Below are 16,790 nucleotides of genomic sequence, written 5' to 3'. Positions count from 1 at the left end.
TGCTGCGCGGCGAGCCCCCAGGAAGTCGCCGAGACCCTTGCGCGCGGCGTGGGGTCTGAGCGGTTTCCTGGGGTCTCTGGGGCGGCCGGGCTACCGGGTGAGGACGGCGAAGCCGCCGGGGCTCACGAGCACGACGCTGCGGCCCTGGACGTCACGCTGCTGCACGAGGCGGCCCTGCGTGTCGTACGACGACAGCGACGACCGGCTGCCCCGCACGCCGACCGAGGTCGGCAGCGGCAGGCGCGAGGTCGACGACAGCAGTTCGGTCGTCGTCGCCCGACCGTCGGCCGCGGTGCCGGCGAGCACCAGCCGCTGCACGAGCGGGCGCACGATCAGGCCGTCGACGACGGTCGCGTTCCGCCCGGCGGTCACCGTGATCGTCGTCGCCCCGGCACCGATCGGCACCGGCAGCGTCTGGGGCAGCAGGGCCCCGGAGGCGGCGGTCACGCCCTGGGCGCCGGCCTGCGTCGTCAGCGTCCCCAGCGGCACGCGACCCGCCTTCCAGACCGACGTCGACCGGACGCCCTCGGCGGCCAGCAGCACGGGCTCGACGTGACGCAGCCCGGAGCCCGCGGGCACCGTGATGGTCGCGCTCTGCCCGGGCTCGAGCCGGAGGGCCGCACCGCCGCCGTACTGCGACTCGCCCGTCCAGGCCGAGTCGGGCGTGACGACCGTGCCCGTCGTGGCCGACGCCGTCTCGGCCTCGACCACCGTCAGGCCGTCGCGGGAGGTCACGCTCGTGAGGCCCTGCGCCTCGGCCGAGACGTCGGGGGCTCCGTCGAGCGCGATCATCGACAGCAGGCCGTGGATCGTGCTCTCGGCACCGCTGTTGCGGTTGACCGTGCCGTCGGCCTGGACGCCGTCGTACGTGACACCCGTCGCGCGGTCGTACACCGGGGTGCCCGAACGGTTCGTGCCGAAGTACCAGCTCGCGGCCACCGCCGCGATGCGCCTCAGCCCCGGGGCCGTCGAACCCTTCGCGCCGGGGCCCTTGGCACCCGGTCCCGACACGGGACCCGCACCCGGGCCGGAGCCCAGAGCCGAGCCCGAGCCCGACGCCGACGCCACCGCGAGCGCCGACTGCAGCCTCGAGTCGGCCCCGTAGGCGATCTGGGTCTGGTCGACGGGCGTCGGGTACCAGGCGTTGTCGGGCCCGCTCGCGGTGAGCAGGGTCGTGGTGAACGAGGTCTGGTCGAGCACGGCCGGCTTCAGCAGGTCGGGCCGACCGAGCAGGGTCGAGGCCCGGGCCAGGGCGACGGGCATCTGCGACGACCAGGCGTGCCACATCGAGCGGGACTTCGCCCAGGGCAGCACGGCTCCGTACGGCCAGGTCTGCCCGTCGCCCGACGACATCGCCGCTACGCCCTCGGCGAGCTGCGTCAGCGCGGTGCGGGCGGCCGCGTCACCCGGCGCGACGGCCGAGTAGGCGGTCAGCCCGAGGACGGCCTCGGACGAGGCGTCGGCCCCGTCGACGATCAACCAGGCGGGCACCTTCACCCCGTCGGCGACGTCGTACTGCCCGTAGTGCGACAACGTGTCACGATTCAGGGCCGTCACGCCGAGCTGCAGGCGCTGCTGCAGGAACGCCGCGAACCCGGGGTCGCTCTGCGCGAAGGCGGCGTAGCCCTCGCCGAAGGCCCAGATGCTGCGCGCCAGCCAGTAGCTGTTGCCGCTGTCGGACGGGTCGGGCAGTTCGACGGGCACCGGGCTGCGGTTGAACGTGCCGTCGGGCTGCATCCAGAGCACGACGTTGCCGGCGGCGTCGCCGGTCGTGGTCTGGAAGTACGCGGTCGCGCGCAGCAGTTCGTACGCCTTGTCGCGGCTCGCCTCCGAGCCGGTCTGCTTCCAGTCACGCAGGTACACGACGGCCGCCCGCGACACGTCGTCGCTGTTGTAGGCGCCCTGCCCCCAGTAGCCGGTCGCGGGGTCGAGCGGACCGCCGCCCACCCGGGCGAAGGTGCCGCCGTCGCGGGCGTCGGCGTAGGTCCAGGGCAGGGTGAGCGTCGGCTCGGCGTCCTGCCGGTAGGTCGAGTGCCCGGCCTCGGGGGCCGGCGTCGTCTGGTCGAGCAAGAAGTCCAGGTGCGCCAGGTTCGTCAGCGGTGCGACGGTCGGCGTCGGCGTGCTCGGTGAGGCCGGCGCGCTCGGTGCGCCGCTCGGCGCGGCCGGCGCGCTCGGCGCCGCCGTCGGGGCGGCCCCCGGACCAGGAGGCGCGGCGGCAGCCGGCAGCGCCCCCGTCACCCCCAGCACGGTCGCCAGGGCCGCGGCCAGTGCCGCACCCGTCCATCGTGAGTTGCGTGCGATCATCGTCGACCGCCTCCTTCTTGTCGGTGTTCTCTGTGGTGACGAGCGGGTCGCGGGCGCGGGCGCGGGCGCGGGCGCACGAGCGTCAGGCGCGGTCGAGGCGGGCGACGCCGATCTTCGAGTCGGCCATGCCGTAGAAGACGTAGGGCACGTCGTCGACCCGTTCGATCGCCGTCGGGAACACCACGTTCGGCACGATGCCGTCGCGCTCGTCGGCGGTCTCGGCCTCGAGCAGCGGCACCTCCGACCGGGCGACCACGCGCGAGGGGTCGTCGGCGTCGAGGATCATGCCGCCCGCGGCGTAGTTCACGTTCTGCTGCTGGGCGAAGGCGTCGTCGATCACGCCGGTGACGCCGTGGTGCAGCAGCAGCCAGCCCTCGGGCACGCGGAGCGGGGGCGGGCCGCCGCCGATCTTGAGCTCTTCGAAGGCGAAGGCTGGGCCGGCGACGAAGCGGTGCTGCCCCCAACGGGCCAACGCCCGCGGGTCGGTGGCGACCGCGTCGACCGGCACGTAGCTGATCCAGATCGAGTGTCGCCCGTCGGTGACGCCGGCCGGCAGCGGGCTGCCCTCGCCCGGCACCGTCGCCCCGATGTGCCACATGGGCCGGTGCAGCACGGCGAAGCTCCGCACGCCGTCCGGCGCCGTGACGGCTTCGGGGAAGAACACGGTGTCCTTGTTGTGGAACAGCCCGAGGTCGGTGTCGAGCTCGTCGACGTACTCGAACGTGGCCGGGCCGAGTCGGCGCCAGTCGCGCAGGTCGTCGCTGACGGCCACCGCGGTGCGCGGCCCCAGCGGTCCGTAGGCGACGTAGGTCATGACGTGCAGGCCGAGCTCGTCGATCCACGTGACGCGCGGGTCCTCGACGCCGGAGTGCGTCGCGCCCCGCTCCCACCCGCGGTCGGGTGCGAGGACGACCCCCTCGCGGGCCACGCCCACGGGCACGCCGTCCTCGACGACGACCCGGGCCAGGCCGACGCGCGACACGTTGCCCGAGGCGACGAGTCGCGGCAGCAGGTACAGCTCGCCGTCGGGCCCGCGCCCCGAGCCGGGGTTGAGCACGCCCTCGGCCTCGTCGGGCGAGTCGGGGTCGGGGGTCATCACGACGCCCAGGCGGGTCAGTCGGTACGGGAAGTCAGCCATCTGGGGGCCTTTCGAGAGGAGGGAGCCGAGGAGGCGCGCGGCGGGTGGGCCGGCACCGCGCCTCCTCGACGGGGACGGGACGAGAGCGTGCGAGGGCGGTCAGCCCTTGACGCTCGAGCCGACGTCGGTCGAGATGAAGTAGCGCTGGAACACGATGAACAGCAGCACCACCGGGGCGGCCAGCACGACGGCGCCGGCGAGGGTCGCGCCGAACGGGTTCGCCGCGGTCGCCGCCACGTTGCTGATGTAGTTCGCGAGCGAGACAGCAAGCGGCTGCATCGAGGCCTCCTTCGTGATCAGGAACGGCCAGAGGAACTCGTTCCAGGGGCCGATGAAGGTCAACAGCAGGGCCGTGACGAGCGCCGGTCGCACCAGCGGCAGCGCGATGTTCCAGAGCAGCCGGAACTCGCCGGTGCCGTCGATGCGGGCGGCCTCGAAGAGCTCCTTGGGCAGCTGCAGGAAGTACTGGCGGAAGATGATCACCGCCGTCGAGTTGATGGCGAACGGCAGGATCATGCCGAGGTAGTTGTCGCTCAACCCGTAGTTGCGCGCGATGAGCACGTACAGCGGGATGATCAGCAGCTGGAACGGCACCACCTGCACGAGCAGCGCCAGGGCGAAGGTGACCCCGCGGCCGCGCCACTGCAGCACGGCCAGCGCGTAGCCGACCAGCACGCCGAACACCAGGGTGCAGGCGAGCACGCCGACCGTGAAGATGCCCGAGTTGGCCAGGCCCGTCAGCAGCCCGATGCGGCTGTCGATCGCGGCGTAGTTCTCGACCGTCAGGTTCGACGGGTGCGGGAACGCACCTGCCACGGTCGGGTCGGGCTTCGTCTGCAACGACCCGATCACCATGTAGTAGAACGGGAACAGGAACGCCAGGGCGCCGATCGCGAGCACGACGCCGCGCAGCGTCGTCTGTGCCCGGGTCAGCGGCGGCTTCTTGACCACCCGCGGGGTGCGGGCGGGGCTCGCCTCGGGGGTCGAGGCGCGTTCGTCGGCGATCGTCATCGTTCGTCCTTTCCGCCGGCGAACCGGTTCTGCAGCAGGGCGATGACCAGCACGAGGATCACGAGCACGACGCCGATGGCGGCCGCCTGGTCGGGGTTCCCCTGCTCGATGCCCTTCTGGTACATCAGCAGCACGGGCGAGGTCGACGCGCCGTTCGGCCCGCCTCCCCCGGTCAGCAGGTACGGCTCGGTGAAGAGGTTCGCCCCCGTGACGGTCGAGACGAGCAGCACCAGCACGGTGGCCGGACGGACGCCCGGCACCGTGACGGTGAAGAACGACCGGACCGCGCCGGCACCGTCGCTCGACGCCGCCTCGTAGAGCTCCTTCGGAACGTTCTGCAGCGCCGCGAGGTACAGCAGGATGTAGAACCCGAGCTGCTTCCACGTGACGAACAACGCGATCGAGGGCATCGCCCACGCCGAGTTGATCAACCACGACGGCGTGGGGGCCAGCGGCCCGAGCACCTGGTTGACGAGGCCGTCGCCGTTGAAGAGGAACAGCCAGACGGCCACCACGGCGACGCTCGCCGTGAGGTACGGCACGTAGAACGCCACGCGCAGGAACCCCCTGAAGTGCACGACCCGGTCGAGCGCCGTGGCGAGCACCATGCTCAGCACGACGGTCAACGGGACGTTGATCACCAGGAAGACGCCGACGTTGCCGAACGAGCGGATGACCGCCGGGTCGGTGAACGCCGTGACGAAGTTGTCGAGGCCGACGAAGGGGCGGGCGACGACCGCTCCGGGCGCCGTGAAGAAGTAGTCGTGGAACGCGATGTAGACCGCGTACACCAGCGGGTACGCGAACACCGCCAGCACGAACACCAGGTACGGCGCGCTGAACAGCAGGCCGAGCGGGTTCTTGCCCAGCAGGCCGCCCCGGCGACGACCGCGCGGGTCGTCACCTCGGCGACGGCCCGCCCGGTGCCCCGAGCCGGGGCCCCCCGAGGAGGCGCGGTGCGCCTCCTCGGTCCGGCCGGCGGTCGGCGACGCTGCCGCCGCCTCGTGCACGGTGGACACGATCAGCCCTGCGCCGCGAGCTCGTCGATCTTGTCCGCGGCGTCCTTCAGCGACGAGTCGACGTCACCCTTGCCGAAGATCACGCTGTTCGACCACGCGTCGCGGAAGGCCTGCAGCTCGGCGACGGTGTTCGGGCCGGCCGGCACCTCGACGGTGCGGGCGGCCTGGTCGCCGAAGAGCGCGTACGAGGGGTTCGCATCGAAGTAGTCGGAGTAGGTCGAGGCCAGGTCGGTGCGGATCGGCATCTGACCCGTGGTCTCGAGCAGGGCGCGGTCCTCGTCGCTGCTGGTCGAGAACTTCAGGAAGTCCCACGCCGTGCCCTGGTTCTCGCAGGCGGTGTACATGCCGACGTTCTTCGCGTCGCTGAACGTGTAGGTCTCGTCGGCGCTCGTGCCGTCCTTGGTCGGGACGGGCACGGCACCCCAGTTGACGTCCTTGTAGACGGACACGGCCCACGGCCCGACGATCGACATCGCGGCCTCACCGTCGGCGAACGAGTCGCCCGTGTACTGCTCCTGGCCGGCCAGGCCCTGCTCGTAGAGCGAACGCCAGAAGGTCGCGACGTCCTCGCCCTCGGTGTCGGCGAAGGTCGCCTTGCCGTCCTCGACGAGGCCGGTGCCGCCGGTCTCGGCCGCGTAGAGCGGCATGAAGTCGAACTGCGACTGGAAGAACTCGCTCGTCGGGGCCGGGTGGATGGCGTACTTCGAGACGCCCGCGTCGACCAGGGTCTTCGACGTCGCGAGGAAGTCGTCGTAGGTCGACAGGTCGGGGTTCTCGGCGTCGAGGCCGGCCTTCGTGAAGAGGTCCTTGTTGTAGAAGATCATCACCGGGTTGGACTTCCAGGGCAGCTGGTAGTACTTGCCGTCGGCATCCTGGTACTGCTTCGCGAGGTCGCCGCTGCGCTCCTCGATGTAGCTCGCACCGTCGGGGAAGCTCGACAGGTCGACGAGGCCGCCCTGCTTCTGGAACTGCCCGACCGCGCTCGGCGCCGTGTTGTAGACGAGGCAGGGGGCGTTGCCGGCCGTGATGGCCGCGCCGATCACCTCTTCGCTCGACTTGCCGGCCGGGATCTCCTGCCCCTTGACCTGCTCGTCGGGGTGGTCGGCGTTCCAGGCCTCGACCATGGCCTTGCCCCAGGTGACCTCTTGTTCGTTGTTCGAGTACCAGATGGTGATGGGGCCCTTGGCGGTGAGGGCGTCGCTCGAGGCGCCGCCTCCGCCCGAGCAGGCGGTCAGGCCGAGGGCGGCGACCAGGACGGTGGCGCCGAGGGTGGCGCGGCGGGTGAAGCGTGTGCGTCGTTGCACGGTGTTCTCCTTGGGTGAGGGTGGGGCTGCGGTGGGGCTAGGGGGTGGTCTCGGGTGGCGTGGTGGTCTCGGGTGAGGTGCGGTAGAAGTACAGGTCGCGGTGGCCGGCGGGGGCGTCCCAGCCCTGGGCGAAGGTCCAGCGGCCGCCGACCTTCTGCAGGCCGCCCCAGCTGAGCGAGCCGCCCGGCGTCAGGGAGAGCTGGTCGAGGGGCCTCTCGACGTCGTAGAGCGCCTGGCTCGCCGCGAAGACCCCGTCGACGTCGTGGAACACGTCGAGCACGAGCCGACCGTCGCCCGTCACGATCGCCGCGGCGACCTCGTGCAGGTGCCCGCCGACGCCGGACAGGTCGAGGTAGGGCGCGGGCTCGAAGGTCCAGTGGCGCAGGTCGTCCGAGCGGCCGACGTGCAGCACGCCGTCGAAGCCCTCGCTGACGAACATGAGGTACTCGCCGGGGTCGTCGGCCGTGCCGGTGCCGCCGAGCCGGACGGCGTCGCCGTGCTCGTCGCGCGGGATGACGGCGCCCTTCGCCCAGAGCCTCGTCTGCTCGTGGTCGGCGATCGGCCCGAGCTTCTGCCAGGTGACCAGGTCGTCGCTGACGGCGACCAGGATGTCGATGCCGACCGCCTCGACGGGGTAGCCGGGGCTCGGGTGCGCGACCCGCGCCTCCTCGGTGATCGGGAAGACGCCGTTGTAGAAGAGCCAGAAGCGGCCCTCGGCCCGGTAGACCTTGGGGTCCTCGGTGCCGAGCAGCTCGTCGTCGAGCGTCGGGCGGACGACCGGGTTCGCCGGGTCGTCGACCCAGACGGCACCGGGGGCGGGCACGCCGTCGGGCGTCAGGGCGAGGGTGGCGTGGCCGATGCGGCTGCCGAGGCTCTCTTTGCGGGGCGAGGCCCGGTAGAAGAGGTGCAGGGTGCCGTCGTGCTCGATGACGCTGGGGTTGTAGAGCGAGTCGCTCGTCCAGCCGAGGCCGTCCGGGTCGGGCCACTGGGTCTCGAGGGTGAAGGTGAGGGCCGGGTCGGCGGTGAAGGGGCCGACGGCCCAGTCGGGTGCGGCCGGCGCGTAGGCGGCCGGGCTCGAGAAGGTCAGTTGCGAGAGGGCGCCGGTCAGCTCGTTCCGGTGCACCAGGGCCTCGTCGAGCACCGTCCGGAGGCGCTCGCGCGTCAGCGGGACGAGGTACGGAGTCGAGGCGGTGCGGGCCGCATCGACGACGGTCTCAGCATCGGTCGTCGTCATCGGGGGCTCCCACGTCGTCGTGTGCGGTCTCGCTCGTCTACCGAAACGTTTCGGTAGATCGAGAAGCTAGCACGGTGACGGCCCGACCGGAAGCCCTTGGCCTCACCCCTCTGTCGCACCGCCGACTGAACGTCGCACCGCGCACTGTCACGGTGCGACGTTCAGTCGGCGGTGCGATCCGCCGCGTCCGGCCCGGGTCAGCAGGCGGCGGGGCCCGTCGACGCGCGGACGAGCAGCCGCGCGGGCCCGATCTCGGCGTCCGTGACGGTCTCGCCCTCGACGGCCGAGAGCAGGAGGCGCGCCGCCTCGGCCCCGATCAGTCGCGGAGCCGTCGTCAACGTGGTCAGCCCGGGGCGCACGTACGACCCGAGCTCGATGCCGTCGAAGCCCGCCACGCTGACGTCGCCCGGGACTTGCAGGCCGAGCCGGTCCACCTCGGTCATGAACCCGATGGCGGCCAGGTCGTTGGCACAGAACACGGCGGTCGGCCGATCGTCGCCCGGCCCGCCCGGCGTCCCCGACGCACCCGCGGCACCCGGCACGCCCGGCGCCCCCGGGCCGAACAGCTGCGACGCGGCGCGGGCTCCCCCGTCGTACGTGAAGTCGGCCTCGACGACGACCCCGGGGTCGCGCCCGGCGGCCACGAGGGCGTCGTGCCAGGCCGCACCGCGACGCCGCGAGTGGACGAAGCGGTCGGGCCCGGCGACGTGCGCGAACCGTCGGTGCCCGAGCGACACGAGGTGCTCGACGAGCTCGCCGATGCCCGCCGAGTCGTCCTGCCGCACGGCGGGCAACGGGAAGCCGCCTGCCGGGTTGACCCCGACGGCGGGCAGGTCGAGCTCGCGGACGAGGTCGACGCGGGGGTCGTCCACGGTCAGCTCGTTCAAGAAGACGCCGTCGACCCGACGCCCCGCCGCGAGCCGCCGGTAGCGGTCGAGCGGTTCGTCGGCCGCCGACCCCATCTGCAGGATCAGCGCGTAGCCGCGAGGGTCGAGCACCGACTCGAGGCCGCCGATGAAGGCACCGAAGAACGGGTCGGACTCGAGCACGAACGGGTCGCGGTGGACGACGAGCCCGACCGTGAAGGCCCGCTTGGCGCTGAGGCTGCGCCCCCGGACGCTCGGCACGAAGCCGAGGTCGTCGGCGGCCTGCCGGATGCGTGCGCGGGTCTGCTCCGAGACGCCGGGGCGACCGTTGAGGGCACTGCTGACCGAGCTGATCGCGACGCCCGCCCGGGCCGCGACCTCGACGATGGTGACCCGCTCTGCCACGCCGCGCCTCCTCGTTGTCGCCCTCGCCGTCGCCGGCGTGCGCCCGCCGCGCCCCCACGATGCTACTGACCCGCCGTCGCGGCCACCGCCGGGCGGACGACCGGCCCCTAGGGTCGGGGCATGCTCATCGTCTCGCTCGTCGCGGCCACGCTCGCCGCCCTGCTGCACGTCTACGTCTTCGTCATGGAGTCGCTGCTCTGGACGACCCCACGCGTCCGCGCCACCTTCGGCGTCACGAGCGACGCCCAGGCCGAGCACACCAAGGGCCTCGCCTTCAACCAGGGCTTCTACAACCTCTTCCTCGCGATCGTCACGATCGTCGGCGTCGCCCTGATCACGGCCGGAGGGGCAGGAGGCGCGGGCAGCGCCTTCGAGGCGTCCCCGTCGGGCAACGCGCTCGTCGTCGTCGGCACGGGGTCGATGCTGGCCGCGGCCCTCGTGCTGCTGCTGTCGGACCGCACCAAGGCACGTGCGGCGATCACGCAGGGAGCCCTGCCGCTCGTCGCCCTCGTCACGCTGCTGATCTCGTCGTACTGACCTGCCCGTCCGGCCCCGCCCGCCGCACTACCCTGGGCTCGTGACCGACCCGACCGACGCCACCCGCGCCTCCTCCGCTCCTGACGACGCCGCTGCCGATGCCGCTCCTGCCGCCCCGACGACGCACTGGACGCTGACGCTCGTCTGCCAGGACCGACCCGGCATCGTCCACGCGATCAGCGGGGCCGTCGTGCAGGCCGGCGGCAACATCACCGAGTCGGCCCAGTTCTCGAGCCACGACACGGGCACCTTCTTCATGCGGCTGCAGGTCGAGGCTCCCGGCGAGCGCGACGCGTTCGAGGGCGCCCTCGCCCCGGTGGTCGCGCACTACGGCATGACGCACCGGCTCGACGTGGTCGGCCGCCCGACACGCACGCTCGTGCTCGCGAGCAAGGCCGCGCACTGCGTCAACGACCTGCTGTTCCGCCAGCGCGCCGGGCAGCTGCCGATCGAGGTGCCGCTGATCCTGGCCAACCACGACGACCTGTCGGGGCTGGCCGAGTTCTACGGCAAGCGCTTCGAGCACCACCCCGTCACCGACCCCGCGTCGAAGGCGGCGTTCGAGGCGCGCGTGCTGCAGGTCGTCGACCGCTACGACGTCGAACTCGTCGTGCTGGCGCGGTACATGCAGATCCTCAGCCCCGAGCTGTGCGCGGCGCTCGAGGGGCGCGCGATCAACATCCACCACTCGTTCCTGCCCGGGTTCAAGGGGGCGAACCCCTACCGACAGGCGCACGCGCGCGGCGTGAAGCTGATCGGCGCGACGGCGCACTTCGTCACGAGCGACCTCGACGAGGGGCCGATCATCGAGCAGAACGTCGTCCGGGTCGACCACACCCGCAGCGCTCCCGAGCTGATGGCCATCGGCCAGGACGAAGAGAGCCGCACCCTGACCCAGGCCGTCCGCTGGTTCGCCGAGGACCGCGTGCTGCTCGACGGCGCCCGCACGATCGTCTTCCGCTAGGCCCGCTCGGCCCACTCGGCCCACTCGGCCCTCGGCAGCCCGATCCGGTACGTACCGGATCGGACGCAGGCCGCACGGCACACCCCGGCCGTACGCTGGGCGGGTGACTCCGACCGACTCCGTGCCCCCTCCCGCCCCGGCCCGCGGCGGCCCGGTCGGCGCCCTCGACGTGGTGCGCTTCGTCACGCTGATCCTCGCCTTCCTCAGCCTCGGGTTCTGGGGCTACCTCGCCTGGCCGTTCCCGTTCCCGTCGCTGGCGTTCATGATCGGGGCGCCCCTGTTCGCGATCGTCGTGTGGGGCCTCTTCCGCTCACCGCGCGCACCGATCCCGACCGACGCCGTCGGCAAGGCCCTGGTCGAGATCGCGATCATGGGCGCCGTGGTCGCAGCCTGGGCCATGCTCGGCTACCCGGTCGTCGCCGTGGCGTTCGCCGTCCTGGCCGGCGTCACGGGCGTCCTGGCCTTCCGTCGCGAGAACCGCCGGGGAGCCCGCCGATGACCACCACCCTGTTCACGGACGCCCGCAAGGTCGACGCCGACGGCGAGGTCGCCGGTTTCTGGATGCTCGTCGACGGCGACGTCATCGTCGCCACCGGTGCCACGGTGCCGGGGTCGCGCGGGGCGGCCGAGGTGACGGGCGGGGTCGACGCGACCCGCGCCTCCTCGGCGACGGCGGGTGCACCCGACGCACCGACCGCAGGAGGCGCGGTGCCGCCCCCGGCGGACGTCACGGTCGATCTCGCGGGCGCCACGCTCACCCCGGGGCTGATCGACCTGCACACGCACGGCGGCGGCGGCCACGCCTTCGACGGCGGGCCCGACGACCTCGACGCCGGCCTCGCCCTGCACCGACGACACGGCACGACCCGGTCGCTGGTCAGCCTCGTCGCGAACCCGGTGCCGGTGCTGGCCAGGTCGCTCGGGCTGATCGGCGACCTGATGCGGCGCGATCCGCTCGTGCTGGGGGCGCACCTCGAGGGGCCCTTCCTGGCGCCCGACCGGCGGGGCGCCCACGCGCCGCACTTCTTGCTAGAACCCGACGCGGCCACCGTCGAGGCCCTGCTCGAGGCGGGCGACGGCGTCGTGCGGCAGGTCACCATCGCCCCCGAGCTGCCCGGCGGGCTCGACGCGATCGACCGACTCGTCAGCTCGGGCGTCGTCGCCGCCGTCGGCCACACCGACGCCGACTTCGACCTGGCGCGCGCGGCCTTCGACCGCGGCGCCTCGCTCGTGACGCACGCCTTCAACGCGATGGCCGGCATCCACCACCGCGACCCGGGGCCGCTGGTCGCGGCGGTCGGCGACGAGCGGGTGACGATCGAACTGATCCTCGACGGGGTGCACGTGCACCCGGCCGTGGCCGAGCTCGTGCTGCGGTCGGCCCCGCGGCGCGTCGCCCTCGTCACCGACGCCATGGCCGCGGCCGGGGCCGCCGACGGCGACTACCGCATCGGCGAGCTCGCGGTCACCGTCGACCGCGGCGTCGCCACGCTCACGGGCAGCTCGACGATCGCCGGCTCGACGCTCACGCAGGACGCCGCCCTGCGCCTCGCGATCACGGCGGCCGGGCTCTCACCCGTCGACGCGGTCGCCGCGCTGACGCTCGTGCCGGCCCACGTGCTCGGGCTCGACGCCGGGGGCCGACGGGCGGGCACGCGCCTGAGCACGGGTGCGGCGTCGGCCGCCGTCACGCCCACGGCGCACGCCGCCGCCGCGCACCCGTCGCAGTCCGCCGCCGCAGGTCCGGCACAGTCCGCCGCCGCCGCCGCGCCCATGGTGCTGTCCGCCGCCGCCGCGCGCCCGGCACAGGGCGCCGCTACGCGTCCGGCTCAAGGCACCGAGGCGCACCCGGCGCTCGGCCGGCTGGCCCCCGGGCACGCCGCCGACGCCGTGGCGTGGCGCGACGACTGGACGGTAGCCCGGGTCTGGGCCGCCGGCCGCGAACTACCCGTCGGCTGATCCACGGCACCGCCCCGCCCGACACTGCACCGCGTTTCGTGCACGACACCGTGACTAGTCGCGGTGCCGTGCACGAAACGCGGTGCCGTGAGACGGAGCCGTGCGGCGCAGGGCTCGTCGAGCGCCCCTACCCCTTCAGGTCGGGGAAGTCCCCTTCGCGCCACTCGGCCGCGGCCCGCTCGCCCGACCGGGCCAGCGCCTCCTCGCGGTCGCGCAGCTCGACGCGGCGGATCTTGCCCGAGATCGTCTTCGGCAGCTCGGCGAACTCGACGCGCCGCACGCGTTCCCACGCGGGCAGCGACACCCGGGCGTGCGCGAGCACGGCGCGGGCGGTCTCGGCGTCCGGGGCCCACCCGTCGGCCAAGGTCACGTAGGCCTTGACGACGTTGAGCCGGGTCTCGTCGGGGGCCGGCACGACGGCCGACTCGGCCACCGCGGGGTGCTCGATCAGCATGCTCTCGACCTCGAACGGCGAGATCTTGTAGTCCGACGACTTGAACACGTCGTCGGTGCGGCCGACGAAGGTGATCATGCCGTCGGCGTCGCGCACGGCGACGTCTCCGGTGTGGAACAACCCGTCGCGCATCGACGACTCGGTCCGGTCCGCGTCGCCGAGGTAGCCCGTCATCAGGTTGACCGGTCGCGTCGTCAGGTCGAGGCAGACCTCGCCCTCGTCGCCGACGACGCCGGTGACGGGGTCGACGAGCACGACGTCGACGCCGGGCAGGGCGCGTCCCATCGACCCGGCCTTGATCGTGCCGCCGGGGGCGTTGGCGACGATGGCGGTCGTCTCGGTCTGCCCGTAGCCGTCGCGGATGTCGAGCCCCCAGCCCTGCTGCACCCGGCCGATCACCTCGGGGTTGAGCGGCTCCCCCGCCGACAGCGCCTCGCGCAGCGCACCCGGCCGCGACCCCAACGACGACTGGATCAGCATGCGCCAGACCGTCGGAGGCGCGCAGAACGACGTGACCCCGGCCCGTTCGAGCTGGTCGCGCAGCTCGGCGGGGCGGAACCGGCCGTAGTTGTAGACGAAGACGGTGGCCTCGGCGGTCCACGGGGCGAAGAAGCAGCTCCAGGCGTGCTTGCCCCAGCCCGGCGACGAGATCGTCATGTGCACGTCGCCCGGCTGCACGCCGAGCCAGTACGTCGTCGTCAGGTGGCCCACCGGGTACGACGCGTGCGAGTGCACCACCATCTTCGGCTTGCTCGTGGTGCCCGACGTGAAGTAGACGAGGCAGGGGTCCCCCGTCGCGGTCACGACGTCGGGGCGAACCCGGGAGGCGCGGTGCGAGTCCCCGAACGACGTCCAGCCCTCGGGGGTCGCGTCGCCCTCGGGCACGACGGCGATGCGCGTGACGGCCTCGATCCCCTCGACCCCGGCGAACGCGGCGGCGTCGCCCGCGTTGGCGATCACGTGGCGCACCAGCCCGCGGTCCACTCGGTCGGCGAGGTCGGCGCTGCCCAGCACGGTCGACGTCGGCAGGGTGACGGCGCCGACCTTCATGACGGCGAGCATGGCCTCCCACAGCTCGACCTGGTTGCCGAGCATGAGCATGACGTGGTCGCCCTTCGCGACGCCGAGGTCGTGCAGCCACGCGGCGACCTGGTCGCTGCGGCGGCGCATGGCGTCGAACGACACCTTCTGCTCGGAGCCGTCCTCTTCGACGATCCAGAGCGCGGTGCGGTCGCTGCCGTCGGCGACGACGTCGAACCAGTCGGTCGCCCAGTTGAAGTGGTCGCCGACGTCCGGCCAGCGGAACTCGTCGCTCGCCCGGTCGAGGTCGTGGCCGAGCCCGAGCAGGTGGTCGCGGGCCGCCCGGTAGGCGGCGGTGGCCGGGGCGTCGGCGGCAGGCGAGCGGGGCGCCTCGGGCGGGCGGGGTGCGTCGGACATCCCGCCATCATGCACCCCCGCCCATGCCGGGCCCGGCATGGGCGGTGGCCGCTCGCCTAGGGTCGTGGCATGACGACCGACGCGACCCGCGCCTCCTCATCCGCCGTCCCGTCCGCCCGTTCGCGGCCGGCCCTCGAGATCGCGGTGACGAGCGCCGCCGGGGCCGTCACGGCGCGCGACGGCGGCGCCGACCGCGTCGAACTCTGCAGCGCCCTCGAGCTCGGCGGCGTCACCCCGTCGCAGGGGCTCGTCGAGGCGACGGTCGCGACGGGCGTGCCGGTGCACGCGCTGGTCCGGTGTCGACCCGGCGGTTTCGCCTACGACGCCGACGAGCTCGACGTGATGGTGCGCGAGATCAGGGCGCTCGTGCGGTCGGGCGTGGCCGGTGTCGTCGTCGGCGCGCTGCGCGAGGACCGCTCGCTCGACGTCGACGCCGTCCGCTGGTTCGTCGAGGCCGCCCTCGACGCCGCGGCACAGCAGCCGGGCACGACACCCCAGCAACCCGCCGAGACCCCCGCTCGCGCCCGAGGGTCTCGGCCGGTTCCTGGGGTCTCACCGCTCGAGCCGCGCCCGTTGCAGATCACCGTGCACCGGGCCGTGGATCGGGCGGCCGACCCGGTCGCGGCGGTGGCGGCACTCGCGGGGATCGGCGTCACGCGCGTGCTGACGTCGGGCGGGGCGTCCACGGTCGGGGCGGGGCTCGCCACGGGGGTGCTGCCGCGCATGGTCGAGGCCGCCGGCGACGTGCAGGTGATGGCCGGGGGCGGGGTGCAGCTCGGCGACGTCCCGGCACTCGTGGCCGCGGGCGTCGACGCCGTGCACCTGTCGGCGAAGCGGGCGCAGGCCGTGCGCGCCTCCTCGTCCCGGTCGGCGTCGGTGGTGTCGCTCGGCACCGAGGCGTCGACCGACTCGTGGTTCGAGACCGACCCCGAGCTGGTCCGCGCCGCGCGCCACGCCCTCGACCAGGCCTGACCGGACCTGACCGGGCCTGACCGGACCAGGCCTGACCGGACCTGACCAGGCCTGACCCGGCGCCCCCGACCCGGCACAGTGGAGCCGGCGAGCCGACCACCCCGGGTCGCGGGGGTGCACAGTGGAGCGATGACATCGACGTCCCTCCTCGTGATCGGCGGCACCGGGCAGATCAGCGCCTCGGTCGTGCGACAGGCCCTGCGCGACGGCGTCGCCGTGACCGTGCTGAACCGCGGCAGCACGACGATCAGGCCGGTGCCCGCGGGCGTCGAGCAGCTCGTCGCCGACGTCCGCGACGAGGAGGCGCTGGCCGCCGCCCTGCGAGGGCGTCGCTTCGACTCCGTGGCCGACTTCCTGACCTTCACGCCCGACCAGCTCGCGTCGATGCTGCGAGTCGTCGCCCCGCTGACCGATCAGTACGTGTTCATCGGATCGGCGTCGGCGTACCAGAAGCCCCCGGTGACGCTGCCGATCACCGAGGCGACCCCGTTGTTCAACCCGTGGTGGTCGTACTCGCGCGACAAGATCGCCTGCGAGCGCCTGTTGCGTGACGAGCACCTCGCCGGGCGGGTGCAGGCGACCGTCGTGCGGCCGTCGCACACCTACGACGAGACGCACGTGCCGCTGCTCGGCGGCTGGACCACGGTCGAGCGCATGCGCCGCGGCGACCCGGTCGTGCTGCACGGTGACGGCACGTCGCTCTGGGCGCTGACCCACTCGGCCGACTTCGCCCGGGCGTTCGTCGGCCTGCTCGGCCACCCCGGCGCCCTCGGCGAGGCGTTCCACATCATGTCGCCCGAGCTGCTCACCTGGAACATGATCGCCCGCGACCTGGCCGACGCGGCGGGTGCGTCGTTGCACGTCGTCCACCGCACGACGCAGGTGCTGACCGACGAGGTGCCCGAGTGGACGGCCGACCTCTGCGGCGACCGCAGCCACCCGGCCGTGTTCGACACGTCGAAGATCCGCGCGTTGGTGCCCGGCTGGGAGGCGCGGGTGCCGTTCGCCGAGGGAGCCCGCCAGATCGTCGCCTGGCACGACGCCGACGCCTCGCGCCGCACGGTCGACCCCTGGGTCGACGACGCCCACGAGCGGCTCGTCGCGCTGTAGTCGGGCGGCAGGGGCTCCGGGTCGAGGTCGCACCACCGTCGCGTCGTCGAACCACCCACGGGCGTGGTTCGACGAC

General features: G+C 73.3%; 14 protein-coding genes. 6 read left to right on the top strand and 8 right to left on the bottom strand.

The window, feature by feature from the left end; genetic code table 11:
* Positions 1 to 90: 90 nt before the first annotated feature.
* The 7 genes from ITJ55_RS08885 to ITJ55_RS08855 form a co-directional block, all read right to left on the bottom strand.
* Positions 91 to 2,304: a hypothetical protein gene (locus ITJ55_RS08885; RefSeq protein ID WP_194595055.1), complete on the bottom strand. Its 2,214-nt coding sequence runs from the start codon at positions 2,302 to 2,304 to the stop codon at positions 91 to 93.
* 82 nt (positions 2,305 to 2,386) lie between these two features.
* Positions 2,387 to 3,442, bottom strand: coding sequence for a glycosidase (locus ITJ55_RS08880; RefSeq protein ID WP_194595054.1), 1,056 nt, complete (start codon positions 3,440 to 3,442; stop codon positions 2,387 to 2,389).
* 99 nt (positions 3,443 to 3,541) lie between these two features.
* On the bottom strand, positions 3,542 to 4,453 hold the full coding sequence (locus ITJ55_RS08875) for a carbohydrate ABC transporter permease (protein ID WP_194595053.1): 912 nt from the start codon (positions 4,451 to 4,453) through the stop codon (positions 3,542 to 3,544).
* A complete protein-coding gene (locus tag ITJ55_RS08870) occupies positions 4,450 to 5,463 on the bottom strand; it encodes a carbohydrate ABC transporter permease (RefSeq protein ID WP_370544150.1) in 1,014 nt (337 codons plus the stop codon). Before ITJ55_RS08870 ends, ITJ55_RS08875 begins: the two co-directional genes overlap by 4 nt.
* Positions 5,464 to 5,474: 11 nt before the next feature.
* Positions 5,475 to 6,776 (bottom strand): sugar ABC transporter substrate-binding protein, encoded by a 1,302-nt coding sequence (locus ITJ55_RS08865; protein ID WP_370544092.1) that lies wholly within the window; start codon positions 6,774 to 6,776, stop codon positions 5,475 to 5,477.
* Positions 6,777 to 6,813: 37 nt separating this feature from the next.
* A complete protein-coding gene (locus ITJ55_RS08860; RefSeq protein ID WP_194595052.1) occupies positions 6,814 to 8,010 on the bottom strand; it encodes a hypothetical protein in 1,197 nt (398 codons plus the stop codon).
* 197 nt (positions 8,011 to 8,207) lie between these two features.
* Positions 8,208 to 9,281 (bottom strand): LacI family DNA-binding transcriptional regulator, encoded by a 1,074-nt coding sequence (locus ITJ55_RS08855; RefSeq protein ID WP_194595051.1) that lies wholly within the window; start codon positions 9,279 to 9,281, stop codon positions 8,208 to 8,210.
* 120 nt (positions 9,282 to 9,401) lie between these two features.
* Between ITJ55_RS08855 and ITJ55_RS08850 the strand changes: the two genes are divergently transcribed.
* The 4 genes from ITJ55_RS08850 (at position 9,402) to ITJ55_RS08835 (ending at position 12,741) form a co-directional block, all read left to right on the top strand.
* Entirely contained in the window at positions 9,402 to 9,818 is a 417-nt protein-coding gene (locus ITJ55_RS08850) for a DUF1304 domain-containing protein (RefSeq protein ID WP_194595050.1), read from the top strand.
* A gap of 133 nt (positions 9,819 to 9,951) precedes the next feature.
* Entirely contained in the window at positions 9,952 to 10,782 is an 831-nt protein-coding gene (purU, locus tag ITJ55_RS08845) for a formyltetrahydrofolate deformylase (RefSeq protein WP_228498275.1), read from the top strand.
* Positions 10,783 to 10,885: 103 nt separating this feature from the next.
* Entirely contained in the window at positions 10,886 to 11,281 is a 396-nt protein-coding gene (locus ITJ55_RS08840) for a YrdB family protein (RefSeq protein ID WP_370544091.1), read from the top strand.
* Positions 11,278 to 12,741 carry an N-acetylglucosamine-6-phosphate deacetylase gene (locus ITJ55_RS08835; protein ID WP_228498092.1) on the top strand — a complete coding sequence of 488 codons (1,464 nt, stop codon included), beginning with the start codon at positions 11,278 to 11,280 and terminating at the stop codon, positions 12,739 to 12,741. Before ITJ55_RS08840 ends, ITJ55_RS08835 begins: the two co-directional genes overlap by 4 nt.
* A gap of 127 nt (positions 12,742 to 12,868) precedes the next feature.
* Here ITJ55_RS08835 and ITJ55_RS08830 read toward each other — a convergent pair whose 3' ends face one another.
* Positions 12,869 to 14,632 (bottom strand): AMP-binding protein, encoded by a 1,764-nt coding sequence (locus ITJ55_RS08830; RefSeq protein ID WP_194595048.1) that lies wholly within the window; start codon positions 14,630 to 14,632, stop codon positions 12,869 to 12,871.
* 69 nt (positions 14,633 to 14,701) lie between these two features.
* Here ITJ55_RS08830 and ITJ55_RS08825 point away from each other — a divergent pair, with 69 nt between their 5' ends.
* The gene (locus ITJ55_RS08825; protein WP_194595047.1) at positions 14,702 to 15,604 is read left to right on the top strand and encodes a copper homeostasis protein CutC; all 903 of its coding nucleotides are present in this window, start codon (positions 14,702 to 14,704) and stop codon (positions 15,602 to 15,604) included.
* Positions 15,605 to 15,733: 129 nt separating this feature from the next.
* Entirely contained in the window at positions 15,734 to 16,714 is a 981-nt protein-coding gene (locus tag ITJ55_RS08820) for an NAD-dependent epimerase/dehydratase family protein (protein WP_194595046.1), read from the top strand.
* Positions 16,715 to 16,790 lie beyond the last annotated feature (76 nt).

The sequence above is a fragment of the Frigoribacterium sp. VKM Ac-1396 genome, from assembly GCF_015350895.1.
In the GTDB taxonomy this organism is placed as follows: domain Bacteria; phylum Actinomycetota; class Actinomycetes; order Actinomycetales; family Microbacteriaceae; genus Frigoribacterium.
This window is presented reverse-complemented; position numbering and strand designations above follow the sequence as displayed.